12 protein-coding genes are annotated in these 11,749 nt (G+C 63.3%); 6 read left to right on the top strand and 6 right to left on the bottom strand.

Going from position 1 to position 11,749, the window contains the following annotated elements; translation table 11 throughout:
* The first annotated feature begins 14 nt into the window (after positions 1 to 14).
* The 6 genes from C3F42_RS16655 to C3F42_RS16680 all read left to right on the top strand — a co-directional run bounded on the left by C3F42_RS16655 (position 15) and on the right by C3F42_RS16680 (position 6,132).
* Entirely contained in the window at positions 15 to 1,418 is a 1,404-nt protein-coding gene (locus C3F42_RS16655; protein WP_104444651.1) for a pitrilysin family protein, read from the top strand.
* A gap of 136 nt (positions 1,419 to 1,554) precedes the next feature.
* On the top strand, positions 1,555 to 2,565 hold the full coding sequence (locus C3F42_RS16660) for a DUF5924 family protein (protein ID WP_104444652.1): 1,011 nt from the start codon (positions 1,555 to 1,557) through the stop codon (positions 2,563 to 2,565).
* Between the two features lie 107 nt (positions 2,566 to 2,672).
* Positions 2,673 to 3,797, top strand: coding sequence for an ABC transporter permease (locus C3F42_RS16665; protein WP_094010785.1), 1,125 nt, complete (start codon positions 2,673 to 2,675; stop codon positions 3,795 to 3,797).
* Positions 3,794 to 4,579 (top strand): ABC transporter ATP-binding protein, encoded by a 786-nt coding sequence (locus C3F42_RS16670; RefSeq protein ID WP_104444653.1) that lies wholly within the window; start codon positions 3,794 to 3,796, stop codon positions 4,577 to 4,579. Before C3F42_RS16665 ends, C3F42_RS16670 begins: the two co-directional genes overlap by 4 nt.
* 3 nt (positions 4,580 to 4,582) lie before the next feature.
* The gene (locus C3F42_RS16675; protein WP_023632377.1) at positions 4,583 to 5,521 is read left to right on the top strand and encodes an MlaD family protein; all 939 of its coding nucleotides are present in this window, start codon (positions 4,583 to 4,585) and stop codon (positions 5,519 to 5,521) included.
* On the top strand, positions 5,518 to 6,132 hold the full coding sequence (locus C3F42_RS16680; RefSeq protein ID WP_104444654.1) for an ABC-type transport auxiliary lipoprotein family protein: 615 nt from the start codon (positions 5,518 to 5,520) through the stop codon (positions 6,130 to 6,132). The genes C3F42_RS16675 and C3F42_RS16680 overlap by 4 nt, the downstream gene beginning before the upstream one ends.
* On the opposite strand, the gene C3F42_RS16685 is transcribed toward C3F42_RS16680, so the two are convergent.
* From C3F42_RS16685 to C3F42_RS16710, 6 genes are all read right to left on the bottom strand, one after another.
* Entirely contained in the window at positions 6,114 to 7,343 is a 1,230-nt protein-coding gene (locus C3F42_RS16685) for a nucleoside recognition domain-containing protein (RefSeq protein WP_046853634.1), read from the bottom strand. The two genes, C3F42_RS16680 and C3F42_RS16685, sit on opposite strands and share 19 nt — an antisense overlap.
* A gap of 229 nt (positions 7,344 to 7,572) precedes the next feature.
* Positions 7,573 to 8,907, bottom strand: coding sequence for a glutamate/aspartate:proton symporter GltP (gene gltP, locus C3F42_RS16690; RefSeq protein ID WP_023629390.1), 1,335 nt, complete (start codon positions 8,905 to 8,907; stop codon positions 7,573 to 7,575).
* A 727-nt stretch (positions 8,908 to 9,634) separates the two neighbouring features.
* A complete protein-coding gene (locus tag C3F42_RS16695) occupies positions 9,635 to 10,105 on the bottom strand; it encodes an inhibitor of vertebrate lysozyme family protein (RefSeq protein WP_031314662.1) in 471 nt (156 codons plus the stop codon).
* Between the two features lie 5 nt (positions 10,106 to 10,110).
* Positions 10,111 to 10,272, bottom strand: coding sequence for a DUF1328 domain-containing protein (locus C3F42_RS16700; protein ID WP_008092060.1), 162 nt, complete (start codon positions 10,270 to 10,272; stop codon positions 10,111 to 10,113).
* A gap of 39 nt (positions 10,273 to 10,311) precedes the next feature.
* Complete coding sequence (locus C3F42_RS16705; RefSeq protein WP_023629392.1) at positions 10,312 to 10,599, bottom strand: hypothetical protein; 288 nt, start codon at positions 10,597 to 10,599, stop codon at positions 10,312 to 10,314.
* 173 nt (positions 10,600 to 10,772) lie between these two features.
* Positions 10,773 to 11,594, bottom strand: a complete 822-nt coding sequence (locus tag C3F42_RS16710; protein WP_023629393.1) for a BON domain-containing protein — start codon at positions 11,592 to 11,594, stop codon at positions 10,773 to 10,775.
* Positions 11,595 to 11,749: the final 155 nt, after the last annotated feature.

The raw sequence follows: 11,749 nt of genomic DNA on the forward strand, positions 1-11,749 counted from the left end.
ACCTGAGCTCGCCTATGCGTTGCCTGTTGTTCGTTTGCCTGCTGATTTGTAACCTGCCCACGCTCGCCCTCGACCGCTCGCGGGTCGAGGGCTACCTGTTGCCCAACGGCCTGCAGGTCATCCTCAAGTCCGGCTATGAGCGTGATCATGTGTCGATCCGCCTGGTGGTGGGCGTGGGCCTGGACGACTTCGACTGTGACCAGCGCGAGCTGCCGCACCTGCTCGAGCACCTGCTGTTCAGCGGTATCGACGAGACGGGCGAGGGCGGGCTGGAGGAGCGTATCCAGGCCCTGGGCGGGGAGTGGAACGCCTTCACCAGCAGCGCCGACACCACCTTCGTCATCGAAGCCCCGGCGCGCAACCAGCGCAAGGTGCTCGACCTGCTGCTGGCGGTGGTCCGCGATACTCAAATCGACACGAAGGCGCTGGCCACCGCGAAAAAGATCATCGAGCGCGAGGACGGTGGCCATTACGGCCGACTGCAGCGCTGGCTGGACCGTCAGGACATCGGCCACCCAGCCAGCGACCAGCTGGCTACCGAGCTGGGCCTGAAATGTCCCGAGCGCTCCAACTTCGACGACATGACCCTGGAACAGGTCCAGCAGTTGCGCGAGCACTGGTATGTGGCCAACAACATGTCGCTGATCGTCGTCGGCGGCCTCGACCGCCTGCTGCCAGCCTACCTGGAACGCACTTTTGGCGAGCTGCCGGCGACCGAGCCCGAAGAACGCCGCAACCTCGAAAGCATCAGCCAGCAGGCCGAGCAGCGCCGCGACCTGACCCGCGGCTGGCTGGGCGACAGCGTCAAGTTGCACTGGCTGTTCATCGAGCCGACCCTGGAGGAGGGGCACGACCAGACCCTCGAGCTGCTGTCGCGCTACCTGGACTGGGCGCTGTACGACCAGTTGCGCCTGCGCCACGGGTTGTCCTACGGGCCGTCGGTACAACGCGAGAGCTTCGGCGACAGCGGGCTGCTCACCCTGAATGCCGACCTCGAGCGCCAGGACCTCGACAAGGCACTCAAGGTACTCGAGCAGTTGTTCGACCATCTGCGCAAGCATGGCCTGGACCCGGACACCTTCGCCCGCATCAAGGAGGCGACGATCGCCCGGGAGAGCTGGACCACCCAGGGCAACGCAGCGCTCGCCGACTACTACTGGGGGGCGCTCAACGCCTACGAGGACGGACGTTTCACCGATCCGGTGCGAGAACTTCGCCAAGTCAGCCTGAAACAGGCCGATGCGGCGCTGCGCGAGCTGCTCAAGGAGCCGGGGTACCTGCGCATCGAGAAGCCGTTGCTGGGGTATGACGAGCTGTATGGGTTGGTGGCCTTGTTGCTGGGGTTGATCCTGGCAGTCGGGCTGATCCGCCGCCGCGGGCCTCGCGCCAAGCCCAGCGGTGCTACACGGGCGCCCTGATTCGGCGGTATCCTGTAAGCCTTTCGCTAGCACTCATCGCGGGGCAAGCCCGCTCCCACGACAATTCATGCGTGGGAGCGGGCTTGCCCCGCGATGAAGCCGGCACAGCCATCCACCGCTCCCTGTTGCTTGCCTGATGCCCCCAATCCCCAGCTTCATCCTGCGCATCATCGAGCTGCTCAAGCGCTACCCCGGCATCATCGCGCTCTACGGTTTCCTCTCGGGCATCGGCAGCTTCATGCTGGTCGACCGCCAGGCCGGCCTGGCAAGGTGGATCGCCATCGCGATGCTGGTCAGCTGGGTCTGGCTGATGCTGGAGAACACCCTCACCGAGCTGTTCGCCCGCACCTTCAAGCGCGAGATCCCGCAACCGTTGCTGCGCTTCGCGACACAGATGATCCATCAGGAAAGCCTGTTCTTCGTCTTGCCGTTCTTCTTCATCACCACCACCTGGAACAGCGGCCAGCTAATATTCACCGGCCTGCTCGGTGCCGCGGGGCTGATCTCGATCATCGACCCGCTGTACCACAAGTGGCTGGCGCCGCGGCGCTGGCTGTTCCTGGCGCTGCACACCCTGACGCTGTTCGCGGCCATGCTCACGGCATTGCCAATCATCCTGCATCTGACCACCGCGCAAAGCTTCAAGCTGGCACTGATCGCCGCCATGGCGCTGTCGTTCCCGAGCCTGGCCAGCAGCTTCCCGATCAACAGCTGGCGCCGTGGCGTGGCCCTGGTGCTGGTGACCCTGGCGGTGGGTGGCGGCGGGTGGCTGCTGCGCTCGTGGGTGCCGCCGGCCACACTGTGGATGACCGACGTGGCGATCAGTACCGAGGTGCTCAACCGCCAGCCAGGCGAATCACTGGACGAAGTGGCGGCCAGCCGTATCCGCAGTGGTGGGCTGTATGCCTACACCGCCATTAACGCGCCGCGCGGTCTGAACGAGCGCATCTACCATGTGTGGCAGCTCGATGGCAAAGAGGTCGACCGTATCGCCTTGGACATTCACGGCGGGCGCAAGGAAGGCTACCGGGCCTGGACCCACAAGCAGAACTTCCCACCCAATCCCGTAGGCAAGTGGCAGGTGAGGGTGCTGACCGAGGACGGGCAGGTGATCGGGGTTCTGCGCTTCAAGGTGGTGGAATCCTGACAAGGATCGCGGGGCACGCCCGCAACCATCATCGTGGTGGAAGCGGGCCGACCCCGCGATGGGCTATGATCTGACTCGCCGATTCGCCAGTCAGATGCAGGGAGCCTATGACCGCCCCGAGCGCCACCTTGGACACCCGGCAGCAGCCCACTCGCCTGCGCATCGCCGGAGACTGGACCCTTGCCCACTACGCCAGCCTCAAGCGCGAGTGCGAGCGACTGCGCGACCAGTACGGTGACGAAACCCTCGCCGACCTCAGCCAGCTGGGCCGCCTGGACACCGCCGGCGCCTCGCTGCTGGCCGAACTGCTGGGCTCCGAACGCCTGTCGCGCTGCAGCGACGAACTCCCCGATGCCAGCCGGGCCTTGCTGAAGAACGTCTACTGCTCGGTGCAGGACTACTGCATCCCGGTCAAGGAACCGGAGCAGCCAGTGCTGCTTCTCCTGCTGGCGCGCATCGGCCGCGCCGTCGACCAGCTGTGGCAGGACACCACCCAGGTGCTGGGTTTCATCGGCCTGATCCTGCAGACCTTGTTCCTGCGGCTGTTCCAGCCGCATCGCTGGCGGGTCACCCCGGTGGTCGCGCACCTCGAGCAGACCGGCCTGGACGCCGCGCCCATCGTCGCCTTGCTGACCTTTCTGGTCGGCGCTGTGGTGGCCTTCCTTGGCGCTACGGTGCTGGCTGACTTCGGCGCAACGATCTTCACCGTCGACCTGGTAGCGTTCTCCTTCCTGCGCGAGTTCGCCGTGCTGCTGACCGCCATCCTCATGGCCGGGCGCACCGCCAGCGCGTTCACCGCGCAGATCGGCTCGATGAAGGCCAACGAAGAGATCGACGCCATTCGCACCCTGGGCCTCAACCCGATCGAGCTGCTGGTTGTGCCCCGAGTGCTGGCACTGTTGATAGCATTGCCATTGCTGACCTTCGTCGCGATGCTCTGCGGCATGATCGGCGGCGCGGTGGTCTGTGCCCTGACCCTGGACATCTCGCCGGCCATGTTCCTCTCGCTGCTGCAGAGTGACATCGGCGTGCAGCATTTCCTGGTGGGCATGGCAAAGGCGCCGTTCTTCGCTTTCCTGATCGCCGCCATCGGCTGCCTGGAAGGCTTCAAGGTCAGCGGCAGCGCCGAGTCGGTGGGTGCCCACACCACCTCCGCCGTGGTGCAATCGATCTTCGTGGTCATCGTGCTGGACGCGGTCGCCGCGCTGTTCTTCATGGAGATGGGCTGGTGACTGAAGCCGTGATCGAAGCCCGGGGGCTGTGCAACCGCTTCGGCAGCCAGAGCGTGCACGAGAATCTCGACCTGGACCTGTACCGCGGTGAAATCCTCGCCGTGGTCGGCGGTTCGGGCAGCGGCAAATCGGTGCTGCTGCGCAGCATCATCGGCCTGCGCCGGCCCAATGAAGGCACGGCCAAGGTATTCGGCCAGGACCTGGCCACGCTCGACGAAAACCAGCGCTCGCTGGTCGAACGCCGCTTCGGCGTGCTGTTCCAGAAGGGCGCGCTGTTCTCCTCGCTGACCGTTACCGAGAACGTCGCCCTGCCGCTGATCGAGCATGCCGGGCTGTCGCGGGCCGACGCCGAGCACCTGGCCGGGGTCAAGCTGGCGTTGGCCGGGCTGCCGATCAGCGCTGCCGACAAGTACCCGGCCTCGCTGTCCGGCGGCATGATCAAGCGCGCCGCCCTGGCCCGCGCCCTGGCCCTGGACCCGGACATCCTGTTCCTCGACGAGCCCACCGCCGGCCTCGACCCGATCGGCGCCGCCGCCTTCGACCAGTTGATCCTTACCCTGCGCGACGCCCTGGGCCTGTCGGTGTTCCTCATCACCCACGACCTGGACACCCTCTACACCATTACCGACCGGGTGGCGGTGCTGTCGCAGAAGAAGGTGCTGGTAGCCGGGCCCCTGGCCGAGGTCGAGCAGACCGTTGATCCCTGGATTCACGAATACTTTCACGGCCCGCGTGGCCGGGCGGCCGAAGACGCCGCCCTGCGCGCCCGCCAGGAGCGCTGAACGATGGAAACCCGAGCTCATCATGTCCTGATCGGCCTGGTCACCGTGCTGGTGGTGGCGGGCGCCATGCTATTCGGCCTGTGGCTGACCAAGTCCAGTGTCGACGATGCTTTCAAGGACTACGAAGTGGTGTTCAACGAGGCCGTGTCGGGCCTGTCCCGCGGCAGCCCGGTGCAGTACAACGGCATCAAGGTCGGTGATGTCAGCAACCTGCGCCTGGACCCGAAGGACCCGCGTCGGGTCCTGGCTCGCGTGCGCCTTAGCGGCGACACGCCGGTCAAGGAGGACACCCAGGCCAAGCTGACCCTGGCGGGAGTGACCGGCAACTCGTTCATCCAGCTCAGCGGCGGCACGCCGCAAAGCCCGGAACTCAAGGGCAAGGACGGCAAGCTGCCGGTGATCGTCGCCTCGCCATCGCCAATCTCGCGCCTGCTCAACGATAGCAGCGACCTGGTGACCAACATCAACCTGCTGCTGCACAACGCCAACCAGATGTTCTCTTCGAGCAATATCGAGCGCCTCAGCAATACCTTAGCCAACCTCGAGCAGACCACCGGCGCCTTCGCCAACCAGAAGGGCGGGATTTCCGAGGCCATCGAACAGCTGGCTCAGGTCGGCAAGCAGGCCAATGCCACCCTGGCCGAGACCCAGGCCCTGATGCGCAATGCCAACGGCCTGCTGGGCACCCAGGGCAAGCAGGCCATCGGCAGCGCCGAGCAGGCCATGCAGTCGCTGGCCGAAAGCACCGCGACCATCAACAGCCTGTTGCAGGACAACCGCCAGTCCTTGGACGATGGTGCCCAGGGCCTGAACCAGATCGCCCCGGCAATCCGCGAACTGCGCGAGACCCTCAACTCGCTCAAGGGCATCTCCCGGCGCCTGGAAGCCGACCCCAGCGGCTACCTGCTGGGCCGCGACAACAACAAGGAGTTCCAGCCATGAAGCTGTCGCTGCGCCTGGCCGCACTCGCTACCACCCTGAGCCTGGCTACGGCCTGCTCGATCCTGCCGCAGTCCGAGCCTGTGGATATCTACCGCCTGCCGGTGAGCCAGACCGCCCGCAGTGCCGCGCCGCTGGACTGGTCGCTGCGCCTGAACAAGCCACTGGCCAGCGAAGCCCTGGCCGGGCCGCGTATCGCGGTCATTCCCCAGGGGGATGTGATCAGCAGCTACAAGGGCGCCCGCTGGAGCGACCCGACGCCAATGCTGGTGCGCAATCGCCTGCTCGACGGCTTCCAGCGCGATGGCCGGGTGCAGCGCCTGAGTGCCGACGACAGCAACCTGCAGGCGGACTACGAGCTGGGTGGCGAACTGCAGGCGTTCCAGAGCGAGTACCGCTCAGGCGGGGCTGTGGAGGTGGTGATTCGCTACGATGCACGGCTGGTGCAGGGCCGCAGCCAGCGCATCCTCGCGAGTAAACGCTTCGAGGTACGCCAGCCGCTAGGCAGCCAGCAAGTGCCGGCGGTGGTCGCCGGCTTCGGTACGGCCAGCGACCAGCTGGCGCGCCAGGTAATCGTCTGGACCGTCAGCCAGGCTCAGGCAAAGAACCAGTAGCAGACGAAGATCGCCGCGATCACCCCGGACAGCTCGGCCAGCAGCGCGCAGCCCACCGCATGGCGCACGCGCTGGATACCCACCGCGCCGAAGTACACCGCCAGCACGTAGAAGGTGGTTTCGGTGCTGCCCTGGATGGTCGCCGCCACCAGCGCCGGGAAGCTGTCCACGCCCTGGGTCTGCATGGTCTCGATCAGCATCGCCCGCGCCGCGCTGCCGGAGAACGGCTTGACCAGCGCCGTGGGCAGGCCCTCGACGAAGCGCGTATCCAGGCCCATCCAGGTCACTGCGTGGCGGATGCCGTCCAGGGCCAGCTCCAGGGCGCCGGAGGCACGCAACACGCCCACGGCCACCAGCATCGCCACCAGGTAGGGCAGCAGCCCCTTGGCCACGTCGAAACCCTCCTTGGCGCCCTCGACGAAGGCCTCGTACACCTGCACCCGCCGCAACGCGCCGATCACCAGGAACAGGATGATCACGCCGAACAGCGTCAGGTTGCCCAGGATCGAGGACAGGCTGGCCAGCGCGGCCGCCGACAGCGTGCCGAGAAAAGCCATGAAGCCACCCAGCAACAGCGCGCCGGGGATCAGGTAGGCAAGCACCACCGGATCCCACAGGCGCAGGCGCTGCATCACCGCCACCGACAGCAGGCCGACCAGGGTCGAGCAACTGGTGGCCAGCAGGATCGGCAGGAACACCATGGTCGGGTCAGGTGCGCCTTGCTGGGCGCGGTACATGAAGATGGTCACCGGCAGCAGGGTCAGCGATGACGCATTGAGCACCAGGAACAGAATCTGCGCGTTGCTCGCCGTGGTGCTGCTGGGGTTGAGCTCCTGCAGCGAGCGCATGGCCTTCAGGCCGATGGGCGTGGCGGCGTTGTCCAGGCCCAGGCCGTTGGCGGCGAAGTTCATGGTGATCAGGCCCAGGGCAGGGTGGCCCGGCGGTACCTCCGGCATCAGCCGGGCAAACAGCGGCCCGAGGACCTTGGCCAGCCATTCGACGATACCGGCCTTCTCGGCAATCTTGAGAAAACCCAGCCACAGGGTCAGGGTACCGAACAGCAGGACCATCACCTCTACCGAGAGCTTGGCCATGGCGAAGATGCTCTCGACCATCGCGGCGAAGATACCGGCATTGCCGCCCACCAGCCATTGGCCCAGGGCGCTGATGGCCGCAATCAGGAAAAAGCCGAGCCAGAGGCCGTTGAGCATCCGTGTGTTCCCCCGTGAAAAAATGCCCGAATGATAGCGCAATCAACCGGCGCGCTGTTGGGGGCGCTTCGCACCCCATCGCCGGCAAGACGGCTCCCAAAGGGATTTGCGAGACCCGTGTGGGAGCCGGCTTGCCGGTGATGGGGCCAGTGTGGGTAACACGACCGCGGTCAGCTTTCAGACAGCAAAAAGCCCCGACAAGTCGGGGCTCTTCGTTTAGCTCAGCGGCTTACTGGTTGACGGTCTTGCCCGCCACCACGGCCTCTTTCTTGCCTTTTTCCAGCACCAGCGACTTGTAGTACGCCTCGCCTTTCTCGGCGTCGTACATGCCCTGCCACTTGGCGATGACCACTGCGGCCAAGGCGTTGCCCACCACGTTCAGCGCGGTACGAGCCATGTCCATGATGCGGTCGACACCGGCGATGAAGGCCAGGCCTTCCAGCGGGATGCCCACGCTGCCCAGGGTGGCCAGCAGTACCACGAACGATACACCCGGCACGCCGGCGATACCCTTGGAGGTGACCATCAGGGTCAGCACCAGCAGCAACTGCTGGCTCCAGGACAGGTCGATGCCATACAGCTGGGCGATGAAGATCGCCGCGATGCTCTGGTACAGGGTCGAGCCGTCAAGGTTGAACGAGTAGCCGGTCGGAACCACGAATGAGCAGATCGACTTCGGCGCACCGTACTTCTCCATTTTCTCGATCACGCGCGGCAGCACGGTCTCGGAGCTGGAGGTGGAGTAGGCGAGGATCAGCTCATCTTTCATGATGCGCATGATCTTGATCACCGAGAAGCCGAACAGGCGAGCCACCAGGCCCAGCACCATGAAGGCGAAGAAGGCGATGGCGAAGTACACCAGCAGCACCAGCTTGGCCAGCGGCAGCAGCGAGCTGAAGCCGAAGTTGGCGACAGTCACGGCGATCAGGGCGAACACACCGATCGGCGCGTAGTTCATGATCATGTGGGTGACCTTGAACATGGTCTCCGACACGCCCTGGAAGGTACGCACCAGCGGCTCGCGCAGATCGGCGTTGAGGCTCGACAAGCCCATGCCGAACATCACCGAGAAGAAGATGATCGGCAGCATCTCGCCACGCATCAGCGCCGCGAAGATATTCGACGGGATCAGGTTGAGCAGGGTCTCGATGAACGCATGCTCATGCTGCACCTCGGCCGCGGTGGCCTGGTACTTGGAGATGTCGACGGTGCCCAGGGTGCTCATGTCGATGCCGGCGCCCGGGTGGAACACGTTGGCCAAGACCAGGCCGACGACGATGGCGATGGTGGTCACCACCTCGAAGTAGATGATGGTCTTCAGGCCGATACTGCCCAGTTTCTTCGCGTCGCCTACCCCGGCGATGCCCACGATCAGCGACGAAATCACGATCGGGACGACGATCATCTTGATCAGGCGAATGAAGATATCGCCGGCTGGCTGGAGGACGTTGCTGATCCACCATGCCTTTTCTGCACTGAAATGATTCAGTAGCGCGCCGACTGCAACGCCCAGCAACAGACCGATGACGATCTGCCAGGCGAGGCTCAGTTTTGCCTTCTTCATGTCATTACCCTTTGTTGTAGTGGTCACGGGCACCTGACGGAAAGTCGCGTTCCAGAGCGCTTCAAAGCTGCTGGGCGGCTGCGTGTTCCGTTCCGGCCCCCTCTGTAAGGACACCGCGAGCGAGCATTTCTGGCGCTCGGGCCAAGGAAAAAGGCGGCAACTATTGCGACGTGGGCAGAGGCAGTCTAATGCCGGAAACGAATACCATATGCCGAATCGGCATGAGACCAGAAGCCAAAATCGAGCATCGCCAACGCCTTGATTTTCAACGTTCGGATTTCCGAACAAGGCCAATGCGCCATTTTTCGGCAGATTTGCAGGTATGAAAGAAGGGAGTTTGATGGCGTGTTCGACAATCCGAATGGCTGAAATGCCACACGGGCTGACCTGTCGGACAACTAAAAAAATTTCGATATACGGTAGCGACAAAATGTGTCTGAAGTGAAAAGTCGCTCGTATGGATAGATAAATCCCTACAGGCGCTTCGGAAGCCAGATCGATCACGTCCTCAACTCGACCCGATCGACCTGCAACTTCCGATGCCACCCTCTCCTGACCCGGCCCATGATGGAGGCACTCCCTGTACCCCTAGGCCACTCCGACCCTGCAACAGTCAGAGCGGCCCGGCCCCCTGGTCATGCGCCGCCCCTCCTCGGGGCGGCGCATCATAGAAGCTTGAAAGATAAAAAGGTTCAGCTTCTATAGCGTTACAGTGCGCGACCGCTGGTCAGTACCAATTCGGGTCACGCTTGAGCTGCTCCTGCAGCAAAGCTTTCATGCCTTCGTCCGGCTTGCCCAACCAGCGGTAGTCCGCATGGCGGGTCGGCGACTTGTCCGCAGGCAGGCCCTCAGGCACTTCCACGAGCATGCCGTAGGCTTCGTCCTTGTCCCAGCTGAAGGCCACGACCAGGCGCTTGTAGGTGCAGTTGCCCTCGGATTCGCAGAGCGGACCAACCAGATACTGGTCGCCGTCCTCGGTCACCGCCGACATCTGCTGTGCCGAGCTGCCGCTGAGGTTGATCACCCATTCGGGCAAGCGCTCTTCTTTCTTTATCGTCTTCTGCCAGGTCTTCTGGTATTCGGGGTCCGAGCCAAGCAACTGGTTGACCCGGACCTGGCCGTCATTGGCGGCCAGCGCCGACGCACCACTGCCCAGCAGCAGTGCGACGGCCAAGGCTTTCGGGAGCATCCTGCTCATGGTCGTCAACCCCTACCGCGGCCGAAGAAGAAGGAGGCAACGAACAGCACCAGGAAGACGATGAACAGGATCTTCGCGATACCGGTCGCAGCGCCGGCGATACCACCAAAGCCCAGGACTGCGGCGATAATGGCGATGATCAGGAAAGTGATAGCCCAACTCAGCATGATGTTTCTCCTTTTCTTGTACGAAATCGGTTAACAGTGTCAGAACACCCAACGTTGCTGGGGCTCGACACGTTCAAGAACAGCAGGAGCGTTTTCAGCACTAGCCAGTGGCTCTGCAGCCTTGACCAAGGTGCTGGCGTGAGGCGTTGCCCGCAGTTGCGTCAACAGCGCGGTCTGCGCGGCCACTTGATCGGCCAGCCGAGCGGTCTGCCAGCTGTGGTGGAACAAGCCCACCGCCAAGGTCAGGAGCAGAGCCATGCCGAGGAACAGCAGTTGCTGCATAGGTACTACAGCGCTCTGCGTGCGATTGACATTGTGGCGATTCATGCCGGCTCCTCCTGCGAACTTGTTATTCGTGCTTGGAAACATCAGTGCAGCCTGCATGCCAGTCGTAAGCCTACAAAAAAATCCTTTTAAATTAATAATATATGAAATTTAGAAACCTTTACCTGGTGCGTATACTGCACGATACCCGTTATAGGGTCGTGCGATTTGCACGATTAGCCCTCCACCTTGGTAGCGATCTTGAGCAGGTCGGCGTCGACGCCACGTACCCCGACAATTTGCCTCGCGACTTCCACGGCAATCGTTTTCTGCTCACTACTGACCACCTCACCCGACAACCTGACCAGCCCCTCATCACTGGCTACCTTGATGTTCAATCCGTCAAGGTTGCGGCTGAATCGGTAGCTGGCCTGAATCTTGTCGACGATCCAGCTATCGCTGGGCTGCGGTCCTGCTGGCGCATCAAGGGGTTTTTCCCGGGCCTTGGCAAGGGCAGTGCTGTCCAGGCTGACCAGGTTGTTGACCAGATGCACTCCATCGGTTGTGCGCGCCAGCACCCCTGCTAGCTCCTTGGCTTCGGGGCTGTCTACTTTGCCCCGCAGAGTCACCACACCTTCGCGGCTTTCCACCTCAATGAACGCTTTCTCGGTGATTCGGCTCCACAGCAAGCGTGCGCGCACCACCGCGCCGAGGGTGGCGTCTTCCAGGCGCTGGGCGTAGGCGCGCAACTCCAGGGGCCTGTCCACCAGACGGGGATCGATCCGCAGTTGATTGTCGACCCGCTCGATACCTTTGGTGGCCAGAGCCACCTGCTCGGCCAGCGCCTGCTCCACCGGATTCTCAACATCCCCGGAGAGTCTCGCCTGCTGGCCATCGACTTCCACCTTTATAGAAAACGGGTTGAGCATGGGATTGAGGGACAAGGCTGTCTGCAACGCCCCTTCCAGACGAGCATCCTGCACGGGGTCGGCCTGGGCCGGCGCGATCATCGACAGGGCACAGGCAGCAAGTACAACCATTCGAGGGTAGGTGGACATAAGAGAATCTCCTTGCGCATAGCTCAACCAATCAAACTGGCAACCGTCGTGCCAGCCATTTGATGACAATGAACTTCATATTTTTCAGTCACTTAGACATCATTAAGGCATGCGGCTAGCATGCATGGCGCAGAATCAATCAGAATTGACCATGC

Origin of the sequence: Pseudomonas sp. PONIH3 (assembly GCF_002934345.1) — a bacterium.
GTDB lineage: Bacteria > Pseudomonadota > Gammaproteobacteria > Pseudomonadales > Pseudomonadaceae > Aquipseudomonas > Aquipseudomonas soli.